Origin of the sequence: Roseovarius sp. EC-HK134 (assembly GCF_902498815.1) — a bacterium.
Taxonomy (GTDB): Bacteria; Pseudomonadota; Alphaproteobacteria; order Rhodobacterales; family Rhodobacteraceae; genus Roseovarius; species Roseovarius mucosus_A.
Window position 1 is genome coordinate 3542978 of record NZ_LR701544.1, and the last position, 18868, is coordinate 3561845.

The 18868-nt window shown below is 61.3% G+C and carries 20 protein-coding genes and 1 tRNA gene; 11 read left to right on the top strand and 10 right to left on the bottom strand.

Annotated features, from left to right (window positions below; genetic code table 11):
- Position 1: 1 nt before the first annotated feature.
- A complete protein-coding gene (locus GC127_RS20940; RefSeq protein WP_151979495.1) occupies positions 2-2341 on the bottom strand; it encodes an ATP-dependent helicase in 2340 nt (779 codons plus the stop codon).
- A gap of 109 nt (positions 2342-2450) precedes the next feature.
- Here GC127_RS20940 and GC127_RS20945 point away from each other — a divergent pair, with 109 nt between their 5' ends.
- The 8 genes from GC127_RS20945 (at position 2451) to GC127_RS20980 (ending at position 11610) form a co-directional block, all read left to right on the top strand.
- The gene (locus GC127_RS20945; RefSeq protein ID WP_254700215.1) at positions 2451-3590 is read left to right on the top strand and encodes an alpha-hydroxy acid oxidase; all 1140 of its coding nucleotides are present in this window, start codon (positions 2451-2453) and stop codon (positions 3588-3590) included.
- 152 nt (positions 3591-3742) lie between these two features.
- The gene (gene pyc / locus GC127_RS20950) at positions 3743-7183 is read left to right on the top strand and encodes a pyruvate carboxylase (RefSeq protein ID WP_081508545.1); all 3441 of its coding nucleotides are present in this window, start codon (positions 3743-3745) and stop codon (positions 7181-7183) included.
- Between the two features lie 120 nt (positions 7184-7303).
- Complete coding sequence (locus GC127_RS20955; protein WP_081506545.1) at positions 7304-8104, top strand: phosphodiesterase; 801 nt, start codon at positions 7304-7306, stop codon at positions 8102-8104.
- 15 nt (positions 8105-8119) lie between these two features.
- Positions 8120-8509, top strand: coding sequence for an MAPEG family protein (locus GC127_RS20960; protein ID WP_008282569.1), 390 nt, complete (start codon positions 8120-8122; stop codon positions 8507-8509).
- A gap of 142 nt (positions 8510-8651) precedes the next feature.
- Positions 8652-8945, top strand: a complete 294-nt coding sequence (locus tag GC127_RS20965) for a ribbon-helix-helix domain-containing protein (RefSeq protein ID WP_199861333.1) — start codon at positions 8652-8654, stop codon at positions 8943-8945.
- Between the two features lie 89 nt (positions 8946-9034).
- Complete coding sequence (locus GC127_RS20970) at positions 9035-9430, top strand: VOC family protein (RefSeq protein WP_008282571.1); 396 nt, start codon at positions 9035-9037, stop codon at positions 9428-9430.
- Between the two features lie 56 nt (positions 9431-9486).
- A complete protein-coding gene (locus GC127_RS20975; RefSeq protein WP_081506547.1) occupies positions 9487-10011 on the top strand; it encodes a Twin-arginine translocation pathway signal in 525 nt (174 codons plus the stop codon).
- Between the two features lie 27 nt (positions 10012-10038).
- The gene (locus GC127_RS20980; RefSeq protein WP_008282573.1) at positions 10039-11610 is read left to right on the top strand and encodes a GMC family oxidoreductase; all 1572 of its coding nucleotides are present in this window, start codon (positions 10039-10041) and stop codon (positions 11608-11610) included.
- Positions 11611-11682: 72 nt separating this feature from the next.
- On the opposite strand, the gene GC127_RS20985 is transcribed toward GC127_RS20980, so the two are convergent.
- Genes GC127_RS20985 through hisF form a run of 3 tightly spaced genes read right to left on the bottom strand, consistent with a single transcriptional unit; the run spans position 11683 to position 13052 of the window.
- Positions 11683-11973: a Dabb family protein gene (locus GC127_RS20985; protein WP_008282574.1), complete on the bottom strand. Its 291-nt coding sequence runs from the start codon at positions 11971-11973 to the stop codon at positions 11683-11685.
- A 3-nt stretch (positions 11974-11976) separates the two neighbouring features.
- Positions 11977-12291, bottom strand: coding sequence for a phosphoribosyl-ATP diphosphatase (locus GC127_RS20990; RefSeq protein ID WP_151979498.1), 315 nt, complete (start codon positions 12289-12291; stop codon positions 11977-11979).
- Positions 12288-13052, bottom strand: a complete 765-nt coding sequence (hisF, locus tag GC127_RS20995) for an imidazole glycerol phosphate synthase subunit HisF (RefSeq protein ID WP_151979499.1) — start codon at positions 13050-13052, stop codon at positions 12288-12290. The genes GC127_RS20990 and hisF overlap by 4 nt, the downstream gene beginning before the upstream one ends.
- A 102-nt stretch (positions 13053-13154) precedes the next feature.
- Here hisF and GC127_RS21000 point away from each other — a divergent pair, with 102 nt between their 5' ends.
- The gene (locus tag GC127_RS21000; protein WP_151979500.1) at positions 13155-13607 is read left to right on the top strand and encodes a DUF302 domain-containing protein; all 453 of its coding nucleotides are present in this window, start codon (positions 13155-13157) and stop codon (positions 13605-13607) included.
- A gap of 19 nt (positions 13608-13626) precedes the next feature.
- On the opposite strand, the gene hisA is transcribed toward GC127_RS21000, so the two are convergent.
- The gene (gene hisA / locus GC127_RS21005; RefSeq protein ID WP_081506552.1) at positions 13627-14349 is read right to left on the bottom strand and encodes a 1-(5-phosphoribosyl)-5-[(5-phosphoribosylamino)methylideneamino]imidazole-4-carboxamide isomerase; all 723 of its coding nucleotides are present in this window, start codon (positions 14347-14349) and stop codon (positions 13627-13629) included.
- A 136-nt stretch (positions 14350-14485) separates the two neighbouring features.
- Here hisA and GC127_RS21010 point away from each other — a divergent pair, with 136 nt between their 5' ends.
- Positions 14486-14875: a DUF2147 domain-containing protein gene (locus GC127_RS21010; protein ID WP_008282579.1), complete on the top strand. Its 390-nt coding sequence runs from the start codon at positions 14486-14488 to the stop codon at positions 14873-14875.
- A 46-nt stretch (positions 14876-14921) separates the two neighbouring features.
- On the opposite strand, the gene GC127_RS21015 is transcribed toward GC127_RS21010, so the two are convergent.
- The 4 genes from GC127_RS21015 to GC127_RS21030 all read right to left on the bottom strand — a co-directional run bounded on the left by GC127_RS21015 (position 14922) and on the right by GC127_RS21030 (position 17281).
- The gene (locus GC127_RS21015) at positions 14922-15854 is read right to left on the bottom strand and encodes a glutaminase (RefSeq protein WP_151979501.1); all 933 of its coding nucleotides are present in this window, start codon (positions 15852-15854) and stop codon (positions 14922-14924) included.
- A complete protein-coding gene (gene hisH / locus GC127_RS21020; RefSeq protein ID WP_151979502.1) occupies positions 15855-16493 on the bottom strand; it encodes an imidazole glycerol phosphate synthase subunit HisH in 639 nt (212 codons plus the stop codon).
- A gap of 3 nt (positions 16494-16496) precedes the next feature.
- Positions 16497-17084 carry an imidazoleglycerol-phosphate dehydratase HisB gene (hisB, locus tag GC127_RS21025; RefSeq protein WP_151979503.1) on the bottom strand — a complete coding sequence of 196 codons (588 nt, stop codon included), beginning with the start codon at positions 17082-17084 and terminating at the stop codon, positions 16497-16499.
- 122 nt (positions 17085-17206) lie between these two features.
- Positions 17207-17281 (bottom strand) — tRNA-Gly (locus GC127_RS21030).
- A 211-nt stretch (positions 17282-17492) separates the two neighbouring features.
- Here GC127_RS21030 and GC127_RS21035 point away from each other — a divergent pair.
- The gene (locus tag GC127_RS21035) at positions 17493-17819 is read left to right on the top strand and encodes a DUF1330 domain-containing protein (protein ID WP_008282583.1); all 327 of its coding nucleotides are present in this window, start codon (positions 17493-17495) and stop codon (positions 17817-17819) included.
- Positions 17820-17838: 19 nt separating this feature from the next.
- On the opposite strand, the gene GC127_RS21040 is transcribed toward GC127_RS21035, so the two are convergent.
- Entirely contained in the window at positions 17839-18786 is a 948-nt protein-coding gene (locus GC127_RS21040; RefSeq protein WP_151979504.1) for an L-threonylcarbamoyladenylate synthase, read from the bottom strand.
- Between the last annotated feature and the right edge of the window lie 82 nt (positions 18787-18868).

Consider the following 18868-nt stretch of genomic DNA (forward strand, 5'->3'; position numbering starts at 1 on the left):
GCTAGAACGGAACGTCATCCGCGCCCGTGATGAAACGGGCAACAACCTTTTTGGTGCCCGCCTTCTCGAACGCGATTTCGAGCTTGTCGCCCTCGATGGCGATGATTGCGCCATAGCCAAACTTTTGATGAAAGACGCGCTCGCCCACTGTGTGCGCGCTCATCGCCTGCAGGTCGATCACGCCGTGGCGCGCTTCACTGGGTTGGCTCAGGGGCCGCTCCGCGCCCCGCGCCTGAAGCCGTCGCCAACCGGGGCTATTGTAGACATTGGCTTCGGCGGCGCGGCTCTCGATGCCTGAACTGGCCGCCGCCCCATAGCCCCCGCCATAAAGGCCCGGAGGGGTCAGCACATCAACATGAGCCTCAGGCAATTCATCAATGAAGCGTGATGGCATCTGGCTCTGCCACTGGCCATAGACCCGGCGATTGCCCGCGAATGAAATCGTACAGACCTCTTCGGCACGGGTGATGCCGACATAGGCCAGCCGCCGCTCCTCTTCCAATCCCCGCACGCCGCTTTCGTCCATCGAGCGTTGCGAGGGGAAAAGCCCATCCTCCCATCCCGGCAGGAACACGGCCGGAAACTCGAGCCCTTTGGCCGCGTGCAAGGTCATCAGCGTGACCTTCTCGCCCTCTTCACCCGCCTCATTATCCATGATGAGGCTCACGTGTTCCAAAAACCCTTGCAGGTTCTCGAACCCTTCGAGGGCCTTGACCAGTTCCTTGAGGTTTTCAAGCCGCCCCGGTGCCTCGGGCGTCTTGTCGTTTTGCCACATGCCAGTATAGCCGCTCTCGTCGAGGATCATCTCCGCCAGTTCGACATGGCTGATATCGGCATCGCCTACCATCCGGCCCCAACGGCCAAGCCCGTCGATCAAAAGGCGCAGCTCGCCTGCCGCCTTGCCGGTGATCCCCTTGTCGTCAAGCAAAAGGCGCGCGCCTTCGACCAACGGCACACCATGCTGGCGCGCGGTCATCTGGATTTTCTGCTGCGCCTTGTCACCCAACCCGCGCTTGGGCGTGTTGACGATCCGCTCAAAGGCCAAATCATCCGCAGGCGAGACCACAAGGCGGAAATAGGCCATGGCATCGCGAATTTCCAAACGCTCGTAAAAGCGCGGGCCGCCGATCACGCGGTAGGGCAGACCGATGGTCAGAAACCGATCCTCGAAGGCGCGCATCTGGTGGCTGGCCCGCACGAGGATTGCCATTGCGTCAAGCGAATAGGGCCGCATGCCCCGCGTGCCGCGTTGCATCGCGTCGATTTCTTCGCCAATCCAGCGCGCCTCTTCCTCGCCATCCCAATGGCCGATCAGGCGGAGCTTTTCTCCCTCTTCAGCCTCGGTCCACAACTCTTTGCCAAGCCGGTCGCGATTTCCCGCGATCACACCAGAAGCAGCGGCGAGAATATGCGGCGTCGAGCGGTAATTCTGTTCAAGCCGGATCACCGCCGCGCCGGGAAAATCCTTTTCGAACCGCAGGATATTGCCCACTTCGGCCCCGCGCCAGCCATAGATCGACTGATCGTCATCGCCCACGCAGCAGATGTTCTTGTGCCCCCCCGCCAAAAGCCGCAGCCAGAGATATTGCGCGACGTTGGTATCCTGATACTCGTCCACGAGGATATAGCGGAACCAGCGTTGGTATTGCCTGAGCACGTCATCGTGGCGCTGGAATATTGTCACAACATGCAGCAGCAGATCGCCAAAATCGACCGCATTCAATTCCTTCAGTCGCGCTTGATACTGATGGTAGAGCGCCGGACCCTTGCCATCATAGGCGCTGCCCTCTGACGCGGGCAGATTGTCAGGCGTCCAAGCGCGGTTTTTCCACTGGTCGATGATTCCCGCCAGCATCCGCGCGGGCCAGCGTTTGTCGTCGATGCCAGACGCCTGCACCAGTTGTTTGAGTAGGCGCAGTTGATCGTCGGCATCAAGAATGGTGAAATTCGATTTCAGATCAACCAGTTCGGCATGCCGACGCAAAAGTTTGACGCAGATCGAATGAAAGGTGCCCAGCCACGGCATCCCCTCTGCCGGCTGACCCAAAAGGCGGCCCACACGCTCTTTCATCTCGCGCGCGGCCTTGTTGGTAAAGGTCACAGCCAAGATATCGCCGGGCCCCGCGCGCCCGGTGTTCATCAGATGCACGATGCGCGTGGTCAGCGCCTTGGTCTTGCCCGTGCCCGCGCCCGCCAGCATCAGCACCGGACCATCCAGCGTTTCCGCCGCGCGGCGCTGTTCGGCGTTGAGATCATCAAGATAGGGCGCGGGCCGCGCCGCCATGGCACGGGCCGAGAGGCTGGCCCCCTCAAAGGCGTCGGATTCGTCAAATCTGTTCATGCCCCCGACAATAGCGCGGAGGCGCCGAGAGATAAAGAGATGTTCGGGGATTGTTCCGCCCCCATCTGGCCTCTGGACAAGCCCCTGAAAACCCGCGCAAATGCGCGCCATGAACCTGCATGCAACCTATCCCGCCCTGTCTGATCTGCGCGCCCGAGCCGCGCGGCGCATTCCGCATTTCGTCTGGGAATACCTTGACAGTGCCACAGGGACCGAGGCGACCAAGGGGCGCAATCGCCTGATGCTCGATCAGGTGCGGCTCAGCCCGTCGATCCTGCATGGTGAGTTCACACCCGATATCTCGGCCACCCTCTTGGGACAGACCCACGCTTTGCCGGTGGGCATCGCGCCCGTGGGCATGTCGGGCCTCATCTGGCCCGATGCCGAGCGTCTCTTGGCGCGGGCGGCCACGCAGGTGGGCATTCCCTATGGCCTGTCGACTGTGGCCAGCCAAAAACCAGAGGACATCGGGCCACATCTGAACGGCAATGGCTGGTTCCAGATGTATCCGCCGCGCGATACCGGCATTCGCACCGACATGCTCAACCGCGCCCGCAATGCCGGGTTCACGGTGCTGGTGCTGACCGTCGATGTGCCCGTGGGCAGCCGCCGCGAGCGGCAAGTGCGCTCGGGCCTGACACAGCCGCCCAAGCTGACCCCACGCCTGATGGCGCAGGTTGCCCGCTGCCCGGCTTGGGCGCTTGGCACCGCGCGGCTGGGCATGCCGCGCATGCGTCTGATTGACGATTACGCAGGCCAGACCAAGGGCCTGCCCTCGAACAAACACGCCGGTTACTTGCTGCGCACCTCGCCCGACTGGGATTATCTGCGATGGCTGCGCGACGCATGGGACGGTCCTTTCGTGGTCAAAGGTGTGCTGCGCGGGGATGATGCTGCGATGCTTGAGAAAGAGGGCGCAGACGCAATCTGGATTTCGAACCACGCAGGCCGTCAGTTCGACGCCGCCCCCGCCACCATCGAGGCCCTGCCAGAGGTGCGCGCGGCAACCACCCTGCCGGTGATCATGGATGGTGGCATCGAGGGCGGGCTTGATGTGCTGCGTGCCATCGCCCTTGGCGCGGATTTCGTGATGATGGGGCGCGGCTGGCACTATGCGCTTGGCGCGCTTGGAGAGAGTGGCCCGGCGCATCTGGCGGATATTCTGGCCGAGGATTTGCGCGCCAATATGGGCCAGTTGGGCACACGCACGCTTTGGGACGTACGGTCGCGCCTGATCCCTAACGGGTAGGGTGGACCACCCGTCGGGACAGGAAATTTCCCTTGCCGGGGAATACCCAGTTTGCCGGATTGCACAAACCTTTCACAAATCTTACAAGGATGCAGCGCTGCAATGCGGCATGGAATGCCGCGCCGCCAGAACTGATAAACCGGGGGACAGGCATGGCCGACTTCAAGAAAATTCTCATCGCCAACCGGGGCGAAATCGCCATCCGCATCATGCGGGCCGCCAATGAAATGGGCAAGAAAACCGTCGCTGTCTTTGCAGAAGAGGACAAGCTCGGGCTTCACCGGTTCAAGGCGGATGAGGCGTATCGCATCGGCGAGGGTATGGGGCCAGTTCAGGCCTATCTGTCCATCGAAGAGATCATCCGCGTGGCCAAGCTATCGGGCGCGGATGCCATCCACCCCGGTTACGGCCTCTTGTCCGAAAACCCGGCCTTTGTTGATGCCTGCGACGCGGCGGGCATCACGTTTATCGGTCCGCGCGCGGAAACCATGCGCGCCCTTGGCGACAAGGCAAGCGCGCGCCGTGTGGCCATGGAGGCAGGCGTTCCCGTGATCCCGGCAACCGAAGTGCTGGGCGACGACATCAAGGCCATCCGCAAAGAGGCCAAGGCAATTGGCTATCCCTTGATGCTCAAGGCGTCTTGGGGCGGCGGCGGGCGCGGCATGCGACCAATCGAGGATGAAAGCGAGCTTGAGGATAAGGTTCGTGAAGGGCGGCGCGAGGCCGAGGCGGCCTTTGGCAATGGCGAGGGCTATCTCGAGAAGATGATCCTGCGCGCGCGCCATGTCGAGGTGCAGATCCTGGGCGACAAGCACGGCAATATGTACCACTTGTTCGAGCGGGACTGTTCGGTGCAGCGCCGCAATCAAAAGGTGGTGGAACGCGCCCCCGCCCCCTACCTGTCCGAGACACAGCGCGAGGAAATCTGTCAGCTTGGCTACAAGATTTGCAAGCATGTGAATTACGAATGCGCGGGCACTGTCGAATTCCTGATGGATATGGACACCGGCAAATTCTATTTCATCGAGGTCAATCCGCGCGTTCAGGTCGAACATACCGTGACCGAGGCCGTGACCGGCATCGACATCGTGCAGGCGCAGATCAAGATTGCCGAGGGCAAGAGCCTGATGGAGGCCACCGGCAAGGCCAGCCAGTATGACATCACCCTGCATGGCCACGCGCTCCAGACCCGGATCACCACCGAAGATCCGCTCAACAACTTTATCCCCGATTATGGCCGGATCACGGCCTATCGCTCGGCCACCGGCATGGGCATTCGTCTGGATGGTGGCACCGCCTATGCGGGGGGTGTGATCACACGCTATTATGACAGCCTTCTGACCAAGGTCACGGCTTGGGCACCTACCCCCGAACAGGCGATTGCCCGGATGGACCGCGCCCTGCGCGAATTCCGTATTCGCGGTGTCAGCACCAACATTGCCTTTGTCGAGAACCTGCTCAAGCACCCGACCTTCCTCAACAATACCTATACGACCAAATTCATCGACACGACGCCAGAACTGTTCAAATTCGCCAAGCGGCGGGATCGTGGTACGCGCGTTCTAAGCTATATCGCCGACATCACGGTCAACGGGCATCCCGAGGTCGAGGGGCGCACGCGCCCCCCTGCAGATCTCAAACTGCCACGCGCGCCGCGCCCCGCCAACTCCGAGATCAAGGATGGGCCAAAGCAGATCCTTGAACGCGAGGGCGCGCAGGCCGTGGCGGATTGGATGGCCGCGCAAAAGCAGCTGTTGATCACCGACACCACGATGCGCGACAGCCATCAATCGCTTTTGGCTACGCGCATGCGGTCGATCGACATGATCGGCATTGCGCCCAATTACGCCCACGATCTACCGGGGTTGTTTTCGGTCGAGTGCTGGGGCGGTGCGACGTTTGACGTGGCCTACCGGTTCCTTGACGAATGCCCATGGCAGCGCTTGCGCGACATTCGCGCAAGAATGCCCAACCTGCTGACGCAGATGCTGCTGCGCGGCTCGAACGGGGTAGGCTATACCAACTATCCCGACAATGTGGTCGCGGCCTTTGTCAAACAGGCGGCCGAAAGCGGCGTTGATATTTTCCGCGTGTTCGACCCGCTGAACTGGGCCGAGAATATGCGCGTCTCCATGGACGCCGTGCTCGACTCGGGCAAGGTGCTGGAGGCGGCGATCTGCTACACGGGCGATATGCTCGATCCGGCACGCTCCAAATATGACCTCAAATACTACCTCTCGATGGCCAAAGAGTTGAAAGAGGCGGGAACGCATATCCTGTGTATCAAGGATATGGGCGGATTGATGAAACCGGCCACGGCGAGCGTGCTTTTCAAGGCGCTCAAAGAAGAGGTTGGGTTGCCGCTGCATTTCCATACCCATGACACAGCAGGCATTGCCGGAGCCACCATTCTGGCGGCCTCAGAGGCGGGCGTCGATGCGGTCGATTGTGCTATGGATTCGCTCTCTGGCAATACCAGCCAAGCCACGATCGGCACCGTTGTCGAGGCGCTGCGCCACACGCCGCGCGACACCGGGCTCGACATTGGGGCGATCCGGCAAATCTCGAACTACTGGGAATCGGTGCGCAACCACTACGCTGCGTTTGAAAGCGGGATGCAATCGCCCACCTCTGAGGTCTATCTTCACGAAATGCCCGGCGGACAGTTCACCAACCTCAAGGCGCAGGCGCGCTCGATGGGGATGGAAGACCGCTGGCATGACATCGCGCGCACCTATGCCGATGTGAACCAGATGTTCGGCGATGTGATCAAGGTGACGCCGATTGCCAAGACAGTGGGCGATCTGGCGTTGATGATGGTGAGCCAGGGCCTGACCTGCGAAGATGTGCTCGACCCCGCGACCGAGGTCAGCTTTCCCGACTCGGTCATCACACTGATGAAGGGCTATGTGGGGCAGGCACCCGGCGGCTTTCCCCCCGCGATCGTCAAAAAGGTGCTCAAGGGCGAAGAGCCGATCACCGTGCGCCCCGGCACGCTCTTGCCGCCCGAAGATCTGGACGCGCGGTTTGCCGAACTGACAGAGCGTTTTGGCAAAAAAATCGACAACGAGGATCTGATGGGCAGCCTGATGTATCCCAAGGTTTTCGCCGATTACATGGAACGTCACGCGCAATTCGGCCCCGTCCGTACCCTGCCTACGCGCACCTTCTTTTACGGGATGGAGACAGGCGAGGAAATCACCGCCGAAATCGACCCCGGCAAGACGCTGGAAATCCGGCTGGTCGCGGTAAGCGAAACGCAAGAGGATGGCGAGGCGCGCGTGTTCTTTGAACTGAACGGCCAGCCGCGCACGGTGCGCGTGCCCGACCGGCGGATCAAGAGCACGGTCGCAGCCCGACCCAAGGCAGAACTGGGCAACGCCAACCACATCGGCGCGCCGATGCCGGGTGCTGTTGCGACAGTTGCGGTCAAGGCCGGGCAAAAGATCAAGGCAGGCGACCTTTTGTTGACCATCGAGGCGATGAAGATGGAAACCGGCCTGCATGCGGAACGCGATGCGACCGTCAAGGCGGTGCATGTCCAGCCCGGCAGCCAGATCGACGCCAAGGATCTGCTGGTCGAATTGGAGTGAAGCGCCCCGTCACCCTCGGGCTTGTCCCGAGGGTGACGGCTATACCCAAAACAGATAGCCCTTTTGCACCGCAATCATTTCGGCCATGCTGCGCGGCATAGCCAAATGACAGGCCGCGCCATGCACAAGATCCTCGTTTTCACCGATGTTCATATCGTCGCTCAGGGCCAGACGATCATCGGCCTTGATCCCTTTGCGCGTTTCACCCAAGGGCTTGCGCATGCGTTGACGCGACACCCGGATGCCGCCCGCATCGTGCTATGCGGTGATCTGACCCACCGCGCCGCGCCCGAGGAATACGCCCGCCTGCGCGAGGCATTGGCCGACTGCCCCCTGCCCGTCAGCCTGATGCTGGGCAATCACGACCGCCGCGCCGCTTTTCTAACCGCCTTTCCCGAGACAACGCAGATGGACAGCGGGCATATCCAGCACACCGCCGACATCGGTGCATATCGGCTGATCTGTCTCGACACGTTGGATGAAGCGGCGCCAGACCTGCACTCGGGCTGGCTCTGCCCCGCGCGGCTTGACTGGTTGGACCAGCGTTTAAACGAGGCGGGCCCGCGCCCGGTCATCGTCTTCACCCATCACCCGCCCATCGACACGGGCTTTGCCGGGATGGATGCCATCGGCCTACGCAACCGCGACGAGTTGATTGCGCGCCTTTCGGCGGCGGACAACGTGGTACAAATCATGTCAGGCCACATTCACCGCACAGTGCAGGGGTCGGCAGGCGGCATCCCCACCGCCATCCTCAAGAGCCCCTGCCACCAGATGCCCATGAGCCTTGACGCCCAAGATACGAGCCTCTCGATTGACGAGCCGGGCGCCTATGGCCTCTTGCTGCTGACCGAGACGGGCGTCATCGTGCACACCGAGGATTTCACCCTGCCCGCCACCCTGTCCGCAACTTATTCCTGACCGAACGGTATCCGAATGACCCTTACAATCACCTCTCTCTACGCGGGCCTTATCGGCCTGCTTTTTGTGCTGCTCAGCGTGTTAGTGATCACCGCACGGTTCAAAACAAATGTTTCCATCGGCGATGGCGGCAAGGAATTGTTGGTCCGCCGTATCCGGGTGCAGGCAAATTGCGCGGAATACGCGCCGCTCGGCCTGATCCTTTTGGCCCTGACCGAGGTTCAGGGCGCGCCGGGGTGGGTCGTGCATGTTCTGGGGCTGATGCTTCTCTTGGGGCGGCTTCTGCATGCTGCTGGCTTTGGCCGCACACCGGAAATCATGCCGATGCGCAGCGCCGGAATGGTGCTGACCTTTGCCATGCTGATCCTGAGCGCGCTGGCCAATATCGGCCACGCGCTGCTCTGACACTATCCAGACGATCAGCTCTGCGGGCTGGGGCGGCGCAGAAGGCTTCCCCTGCTGGTAAAAATCGTCCATCATTCTAAAACGTACTGAGATCCGCGCCGCGAGCGTCCCTGCAGCGACCCGGATGAGGGAGGACCTGATGATGTGCCGAATTTTTGCCGGACAAGACCCCGACCGTTATGCCCTGATAACGCGCCGCATGCGCCTGAATGGACAAAGCACAAGCATCCGCTTGGAAAAATCCTTCTGGGGCATCCTAGATGAAATCGCCGAAAGCGAAGGCCTGACGACGCCCGGATTTGTCTCGAAATTGCATTCCGAAGTGCTGGAACTGCACGGTGAACCTGCGAATTTCACCTCGCTCCTGCGCTGCACTTGCCTCGTCCACCGCGAGAACCCGCTGGAAGGCGAAGCGCGGCAGATGGCGGCTGAATAAGACAAAATTCGGCGTAGTATCCCCATACTACCTACCCTCCCCCTGCTTTGGTAACTTTTCCAGACCAAATACAGTATTCGGAGGGCATGATGGCCAAAGCCATTCACAGCATGATTCGCGTTCTCGACGAGGCGCGGTCGGTCGATTTCTATTCCCGGGCCTTTGGCCTAAGTGTTGCCGACCGGCTGGATTTCGAGAAATTCACCCTCGTCTACATGTCGAATGACGAAAGCCCATTCGAGGTGGAACTGACCATCAACAAAGGCCGAACAGAGCCCTATGACCGCGGCGATGGCTATGGCCATCTGGCTGTTCTGGTCGAGGACCTCGCCGCAGAGCATGCACGTTTCGAGGCCGAGGGGCTCAACCCCCGCAAGATGGTGGAATTCGCCCCCGACGGAAAACTTGTGGGCAAGTTCTTCTTTGTCGCCGATCCTGACGGCTATGAAATTGAAGTTTTGGAACGCGGCGGGCGTTTCAAATGACAACAAGCGCGCGTCCTCACGGGGGCGCGCGCATTCATCATATGGGAGGAGAACCAATGACTGAGACCAAACCCCGCAAGGGGCTTAACCGGCGCGAATTGCTGTCGCGCTCGATCGCGGCGGGCGCAAGCTTTGTCGTGGGCGCTGGCTTTGTCGCCAGCACAGACGCGGCCTGGGCACTCGAAACACAGGCGCTCAAGCCCGAGACAATGGCGACCCTCATCCAGATGGCACGCGATATCTACCCGCATGACCATCTCGCCGATGAATACTATGCCATCGCGGTCAAAGGCTATGACACGGCCGAGGCCGCCGACGCCATTGAGGCTGGCATCGCGGGCCTCAACGCGGTGGCACAGGGCAAAGGCCACGCCGATTACCTGAGCATCGGCTGGGAGCGCGACCGCGTCGACATTCTGCGCAGCGTTGAGGACAGCGCGTTCTTTCAACAGATCCGGGGAGGGCTGGTGACAGGCTTGTATAATCAAAAGGCGGTTTGGCCGCTCTTTGGCTATGAGGGCGAGTCCTTCAGCCAAGGCGGTTACATCAACCGCGGCTTTGACGACATCAACTGGCTTTAGGCCATAGCCATCTAGGGAGGAAAGACTATGGCTGCACCTTTTGATTTTAACGACGACTCTGTGATCGTCGTCATCGGCACTGGCGCGGGCGGCGGTGTGCTGTCCAACGAACTGGCGCAACGCGGCGTGTCCGTTGTGGCGCTTGAGGCGGGCGGGCGCTATCTGCCCGAGGATTACATCAACGACGAATGGGAAAGTTTCGGCCAACTGGCATGGCTTGACCCCCGCACGACGTCGGGCGACTGGCGCGTGGCCAAGGATTTTTCCGGCCTGCCCGCTTGGATCGTCAAGGCCGTTGGCGGCACCACGACCCATTGGGCCGGGGCTTCGATCCGCTTTCAGGACCATGAATGGAAGGCCAAGACCAATTACGGACCGGTGCAAGGGGCAAACCTGCTCGACTGGCCCATCGACGGGGCCGAAATGGAACCTTGGTATGATCTGGCCGAAAAAAAGCTGGGCGTGACCCAAACCAACAATCTGGCCGGACTGCCCGGCAACAATAACTACAAAGTGTTCGAGGCAGGCGCCAAGGCGCTTGGCTATAAGGAAGTGCACACCGGCCGCATGGCCATCAACTCTGAGGAATATGACGGGCGCATGGCCTGCCAGCAGACAGGGTTTTGCTTTCAGGGCTGCAAATGGGGTGCGAAATGGTCCGCAGCCTATACCGATATTCCGCGCGGCGAGGCCACTGGCAATCTCGAGGTGCGCTCGAAGGCGCATGTCGCGCGCATCCTGCATGATGACAGCGGCAAGGTGACGGGTGTCGAGTATTTCGACGAAGCGGGCAATCTTCAGATGCAAAAGGCGCGTGCCGTTTGCGTCGCAGGCAACTCGTTCGAATCTCCGCGCCTGCTCTTGAATTCCGCCTCGTCGATGTTCCCCGATGGGCTGGCCAATTCCTCGGGTCAGGTGGGGCGCAACTACATGCGCCACATGACAGGATCGGTCTACGGCGTGTTCGACAAGCCGGTGAAGATGTGGCGCGGCACGACCATGGCAGGCATCATTCAGGACGAATCGCGCCACGATCCTTCGCGTGGCTTCGTCGGTGGCTACGAGCTGGAAACGCTGGCCCTAGGCTTGCCCTTCATGGCAGCGTTCCTCGATCCGGGATCTTGGGGCCGCGAATTCACCACCGCCCTCGACGCATACGAGAACATGGCGGGGATGTGGATCGTCGGCGAGGATATGCCGCAGGAAACCAACCGCGTCACCCTCAACCATGACGTCAAGGATCAATGGGGCTTGCCGGTGGCAAACGTGCATTTCTCCGATCACCCCAATGACATCGCAATGCGCAACCACGCCTACAAACAAGGTGCTGCGGTCTATGAGGCGGTCGGGGCCACCCGCACCTTCCCGACGCCGCCTTACCCCTCGACCCATAATCTTGGGACCAACCGCATGTCGGAAAATCCACGCGACGGGGTGGTGAACAAATGGGGTCAAACCCATGACATTCCCAACCTCTTCGTCTCGGATGGCTCGCAATTCACCACTGGCGCGGCAGAAAATCCGACGCTGACGATCGTGGCATTGGCCATCCGGCAGGCGGATCACATCGCAGGTGAGATGTCACGCGGCAACCTTTAAAGGACGCCCCGTCCCTCCCCCGGCACCTCAACTCTCCCCGAGTGTGCCGGGGGATATGGGCCAGTTTGGCCGTTAGTCTGATTTGAAATCCGCAGCAATGCGCAACTCGCGCAGGGGGCGGACAAGGGCGATACAATCGGCATAGATCGGATCGGCCTTATACGCGGCAAGGGCCGCCTCATCCGCGAATTCTGCATAGACCACCAGATCCACCTGAGCGCCCGCGATCACATCGCTTTGAAGATTGCGCCCCACTTCGAAATGCGACGAATGCGGTATCTGCGCCAGCATCATCAGGCCTGTGCGAATACGGTCGATATCGTCCGGGTTGGTGGCGGAAAAGAATACAATATGGCGGATCATGTCTCAGTCTTTCGAGCGGGAGGCTTTTTCTGCAAGGCCAGAGGTGCCCTGACGACGGGCAAGTTCAGCCATGACATCAGATAGGGCGACGTCGCGCGATTGCAGCATCACCAGCAAGTGAAAGAGCACATCCGCCGCCTCAGAGGTCAGACGCGCGCGGTCGCCTTTGACCGCTTCAATGATCGCCTCAATGGCCTCTTCGCCGAATTTCTCGGCGCATTTTTCCGGGCCTTTGGCCAAGAGTTTGGCGGTCCAACTGCTTTCGGGATCGGCGGCAGCGCGCGCGGCGATGATACAGGCGAGATCGTCGAGGGTCATGCCGCCAGCCTCATGGGAATGCCTGCGGCAGCCATATGTGCCTTGGCCTCGGCAATCGTGTAGGTGCCGAAGTGAAAGATCGAGGCGGCAAGCACCGCCGAGGCATGCCCCTCTGTGACGCCCTCTACCAGATGATCAAGCGTGCCCACACCGCCACTTGCGATCACGGGAATATCCACCGCATCGGCAATCGCCCGCGTGAGCGGCAGGTTGAACCCGGCGCGCGTGCCATCGCGGTCCATTGAGGTCAGCAAGATTTCCCCTGCCCCTTTGGCCGCGACAAGACGGGCAAATTCCACAGCGTCAATGCCTGTAGGTTTGCGCCCGCCATGGGTGAAAATCTCCCATTTGCCGGGGCTTACGGTCTTGGCGTCGATGGCCACTACAATGCACTGGCTGCCAAACTGATCGGCGGCGCGCGCCACAACATCAGGATCGGCCACTGCGGCGGAATTGAAGCTGACCTTGTCCGCCCCCGCCAGCAAAAGCGCGCGCACATCCTGCGCGCTCCGAACACCACCGCCGACGGTCAGCGGGATATAACAGGCCTCGGCGGTGCGACGCACCACGTCGAACATGGTGCCGCGATTCTCATGCGTGGCGTGGATATCGAGGAAACACAGCTCATCCGCCCCCGCCGCATCATAGGCGCGCGCCGCATCGACCGGGTCGCCCGCATCCCGCAAATCGACAAAGTTTACGCCCTTGACCACACGGCCATCGGCGACATCGAGACAGGGGATGATACGGGTCTTGAGCATATTACCGCTGTTACAGGAATTTCACGCCGTTGTTTATGGGCAAATCAGTTAACATGCCAGAGGATAAGACCCATATTAGCGTTGCAATTGAAGGAGTTTACCATGAAGCGTTTTCTTGTCGCCGCCGCGATGACCCTGACCGCCCTGCCCGCCCTTGCCAGTAACGATGATATCATCAAGGTGAAATCCACCAGCGATGTTGCCACCACCATGGACCGGCTTGAGGCTGCTGTAACGGGGGCCGGGGCCACGGTCTTTGCCCGGGTCGATCACGCAGCGGGCGCGGCCTCTGTGGACCTCGCGCTTGATCCCTCTCAGCTCTTGATCTTCGGCAACCCGAAAATGGGCACGGCGGCGATGCAGGATGACCCGGTAGCAGGGCTTTTCCTGCCGCTGAAAGTGCTGGTTTATCAAAACGCCGCAGGCGAGACATGGCTCGCCTATCATGACCCCGAGGATACGTTCGATGACACGACCATCAACGATGACGCCGCGTATATCAAGATGATGACCGGCGCGCTTGGCAAGCTGACGGCTGCAGCGGCAGGGCAGTAGGCAACCGCTCTGGCTGCGCTCAGCCCCTGAGCGTGGCCAAGGCCGCCCCAAGGTCGAGCGCCCCATCATAAAGCGCGCGGCCCGAAATCGCCCCATCAAGCGCAACGCCGCAATCGCGCAAGGCGATCAGATCATCCAGCGACGACACCCCCCCCGAAGCAATCACCGGAATATTGACCGCCCGGGCCAAGGCCGCTGTCGCCTCGATATTGGGCCCCTGCATGGCCCCATCACGGTTGATGTCCGTGTAAATGAGTGCAGACACCCCGGCATCCTCAAAGGATTTCGCCAAATCTGTTGCGTCAACATCGGTCTCTGTGGCCCATCCCTTGGTTGCCACCCGGCCATTCCGCGCGTCGATGCCGACCGCCACATGCCCCGGAAAGGCGCGCGCCGCTTCGCGCACGAGGGTGGGGTTCTCTACCGCCACAGTCCCCAGAATGACCCGCGCCAACCCCTTGTCGAGCCAGGCTTCGATGGTGGCCATATCGCGAATTCCGCCGCCCAGTTGTGCAGGGACCTTGCACCGCGCAAGAATCGCCTCAACCGGGGCCGCATTGACCGGAACCCCGGCAAAAGCGCCGTTGAGGTCCACGAGATGCAGCCACTCGCAGCCCGCCGCGACAAATTCCAACGCCTGTGCCGCCGGATCTTCGTTGAACACCGTGGCAGCGCCCATATCGCCCCGCAAAAGACGCACGGCCTTGCCGTCCTTGAGATCGATAGCAGGGTAGAGGATCATTGCGCCGGGCCTTTCATCTGTAATGTTCGTGCGATTTGGCATGCACAGGCGGGAAATGCAACGCGACCCGACGTCAGACTTGATTTGTCCCGCAGCCGTGGCACAGGGTTTTCGCGGATGTCAGGGAGGATCAGACATGCGTAAACTCGTGATGATGACAGCGGTATTCACGTTGGGTGCCGGAATGGCGATGGCAGAGCCGCTCTTGGGCACATGGCGCACCGCCAAGGATGACAACGGCCATTCTGGCCTGATCGAGGTCGCCCCTTGCGGCGCAAAACTCTGCGGCACGCTGGTCAAATCCTTCGATGAAGCCGGCAAGGAAATGCAGAGCAAGAATATCGGCCGCAAGATCATTTCCGAAACGGCCCCCACCGGCGGCGGGGAATACAAGGGCAAGGTCTATTCGCCCGACCGTGACAAGACCTATAATTCCAAGCTACAACTCTCGGGGGATACGCTCTCGGTCAGCGGCTGCGTTCTGGGCATCTGCCGCGATGGCGGCACCTGGCAAAAGGTCAAGTAACGGCCACAAGGCCCGACTTGGGGCAGATGCGGCGCATCTGTCCCGATCATGTCGGCCCGAATACCGACCATCCCGTGCGTGCGGCCAGCTGCTCCATCGCCTCGGTGCCCAGCTTGGAATTGCCATAGTGATTAAGGCCCGGCGACCAGACCGCAATCGCCGCGACACCCGGCACCACGGACAGAATACCGCCCCCCACCCCGCTCTTGCCCGGCAGCCCCGCGCGGAAGGCGTAGTCGCCCGATCCGTCATAGTGGCCGCAGGTCATCATCAGCGCGTTGATACGGCGGATTCGGGCCTGTGACACCAACCGTGGTGCCCCTGCCCCGCCCACCAGAAAAAGTCCGGCATTGGCCAATTGCGCGCAAGTCATCTCGACCGCGCATTGATGGAAATACGTGCCAAGTGTCAACTCTGGCGGATTTTTCAGATTGCCATGCGACAGAAGGTAATGCGCGAGGGCAAAATTGCGGTGGCCCGTGGCGATTTCAGAACGTGCGACGCGCTCGTTGATATGGATCGCCTCATCCCCCGCCGCCGCGCGAATGAACCGCAAAAGCGCGCCAAGGGTCTCGCGCGGGGTTGCCCCTTGCAGCACCGCATCGGTGGTCACAATTGCGCCTGCGTTGATGAACGGATTGCGCGGATAACCCTTTTCCAACTCCAAAAGCAGCATCGAGTCAAACGAATGCCCCGACGGCTCGCGCCCGACGCGCGACCAAAGCCGGTCACCCAGCTTGCCAAGTGCCAAGGCCAGCATGAATACCTTGGACACGGACTGAATCGAAAATGGCACCTGCGCATCGCCCGCCATCACCGTCGGCTGACCGGGGCGCGCAATGGCGATGCCGAATTGGTCTGGATCGACGCCTGCCAACTCCGGGATGTAATCCGCCACCTTGCCCCGGTTCTCAAAGGCGCGGGCAACTTCGGTGATCTCGTCCAGAAGCGGTTGCAGCGGGGGCAATGCCTGCGCCATTCAAGGTTTCCAGCGCAGGAAGTTCGCAATCATGCGCAGGCCGGTTCGCTGGCTTTTCTCTGGGTGAAACTGCGTGCCCACAATCGTATCGCGCCCGACCACGGCCGTGATGGCCCCGGCATAGTCGACATGCGCCAGCAAATGCGCGGGGTCCTCGACCCGGAACTGATAGGAATGCACGAAATAGGCATGATCGCCGGTGCTGATCCCGTCAAAAATCGGATGCGGGTTGTCGATGACCAGATCATTCCAGCCCATATGCGGCACCTTCAGCGCCGGGTCTGAGGGGGCGATTGCCTCAACCGTTCCGCGGATCCAGTCGAAGCCGGCGGTTTCCTCATATTCAAGCCCGCGCGTGGCCAGCATCTGCATACCGATGCAAATCCCCATAAAGGGGCGCGCATGGGTGATCACCGCCTCTTCAATGGCCTCGAACACGCCGCGATGGTCATAGAGCGCGCGCCGACAGGCCGGAAAGGCCCCATCCCCCGGCAGCACGATCCGCGTCGCCGCGCGGATCACATCAGGGTCAGAGGTCACGATCACGGCCCCGGCCCCTGTCTCTTGCGCCATACGCTCGAACGCCTTTTGGGCCGAGTGCAGATTGCCGCTCTCGTAGTCAACAATGACGGTGGTCATGGGTTACAGGCTGCCCTTGGTCGAGGGAATCGCATCCGCCTTGCGTGGGTCGGTCTCGACCGCTTCGCGCAGGGCACGGGCCACCGCCTTGAACGCCGCCTCGGCCATATGGTGACTGTTGATCCCGTGCAGCGCATCGACATGCAGGGTAATCCCGCCATGGGTGCTGAGCGCCTGAAAGAATTCGCGCACCAATTCAGTGTCGAAGGTGCCGATTTTGGCCGTGGGCAGGTTCATGTTCCATACCAGATAGGGCCGCCCCGACAAATCAAGCGCAGCCCGCACGAGCGCATCATCCATCGGCAAGAGACAGGCCCCGTAGCGCCGGATGCCACGCTTGTCCCCAAGCGCTTGGCTCAGCGCCTGTCCAAGGGCGATGCCCACATCCTCGACCGTGTGGTGATCGTCGATATGCAGATCGCCTGCACATCGCACGGTCATGTCGACCAGCGAATGCCGCGCGAGTTGATCCAGCATGTGATCAAAGAACCCCACGCCGGTCTGATTGTCATAACGACCGCTGCCGTCGAGATTGATCTCGACGCTGATGTCGGTCTCGGCCGTTTTCCGGGTGAGTGTGGCGCTGCGCATGGGGCCTCCGTCAAGCTTTGGTGGCTCTATACTGCGCCCCGTGGCGCAGGCCAAGCCTCAAGCGCGGATTGTCCCGATCCCCCCGGCGGATCGCTCCAAATTTCTTTAATTTTAAGGAAATTTGGAGCGGGCGAGGCGATTCGAACGCCCGACCCTAACCTTGGCAAGGTTATGCTCTACCCCTGAGCTACGCCCGCATCCTTGGGTGAGGCGTGATCTATAAACTCTGGCGCGCGGCTGCAAGAGGAAAATTCGCGGCACCCGGAAAAATTTTACAATGGCCTCCGCCCGGCGCGGCTGCGACCTAAGTAGGAGCGTCAAAACGCCCTGCCCCCGCGCCGGGCGTGTTAGGGTTTGCGGGCATTTGGGCCGTGGGGGATGGTGGCCCGTCACATCAGGAGAAAGCACATGCCAGCCTATCTTATCGCGCAGGTCAAAATCACCGATGACGCCTGGGTCCCTGACTACGCGGCCCTCACCCATGATATCGCTGCCAAACATGGCGGGCGCTATCTGTCACGCAGTGCCAATATCGAGACGCTGGAAGGCGCGGCACCAGACACCACGCTGATCGCCCTGATCGCGTTCCCCTCGGCTGAGGCCGCTCGCGCCTTTGCGCATGATCCCGATTACGCACCACTGGCGAAGGCCCGGCAAGCGGGCAGCGAAGGGCATTTCTGGGTGATCGACGATACCGATGCCGCAGGCTCGATTCCCTATCTGCCCAAGGGCTGATCTGACCTCACGTTAGAGATCACGCGCCGCGCGGGGCCGCCGCACGGCGCAAGCGGTCATTGATGGCGCGCCCCAGTCCCACCTCTGGAATCGGAGAAACCGCAATCGGCGCGTCTCGGGCATCAAGCGCGTGAAGATGCCCAAAAAGATTGGCCGCCGCCTCGATCAGATCACCCGAGGGCGAGAGGTTCATGTCGGCGTCCACCGCACCAAACCCAAGTAAAAGCTCGCCCGCCCGCCGATCTTGGGCATTGAGGCGCACCGGCGCACCGGGCGCGTAATGCGATTGCAGCTGTCCCGGTGCGACCAGCGGATCACCCGCAACGTGACGTGCCAAGGGCATACCCAACGCGGCCTCGATCGCCTCGACCGGCACGCCACCGGGCCGCAACAGGCAGGGTTCGCCTGCAAGACCCACAATGGTCGATTCCACGCCAACGGCACAGGCACCGCCCTCAATCACCCCTTCGATCCGCCCAGACAACCCCGCCAGCACATGCGCGGCCGTGGTCGGGCTGATCCGCCCCGAAGGATTGGCCGAGGGTGCCGCGACCGGACCGCCGAACGTGCTCAGCAGGCCACGCGCGACGGGATGCTCAGGCACGCGAATCGCCAATGTCGGCAGCTCTGCCGTCACAAGAGGCGAAAGGCCGGCATCGGCGCGCAGCGGCAATACAAGGGTCAACGGACCGGGCCAGAAGGCCGAAGCAAGGATTTCCGCCGCATCCGACCAAGTGACATAGCGCCGGGCCGCATCGTCACTTTCGACATGCACGATCAGCGGATTGAACCGGGGGCGCCCCTTGGCCTCGAATATCCGCGCCACAGCCCTATCGTCGCGCGCATCGGCACCCAACCCATAGACCGTCTCGGTCGGAAAGGCGACAAGCCCACCGGCAGACCAAATCGCAGAGGCCGTCGCAAATCCGGCGAGGTCCGCTTGCAATATTTCGGTTGCATTTGGCATATACGTCCCCTGACCTGACGCCGCGTTTCGGTTGCCGCCGCCGAACCTTAGGCTAATCTGACAATCAAGGCCGGATCACTAC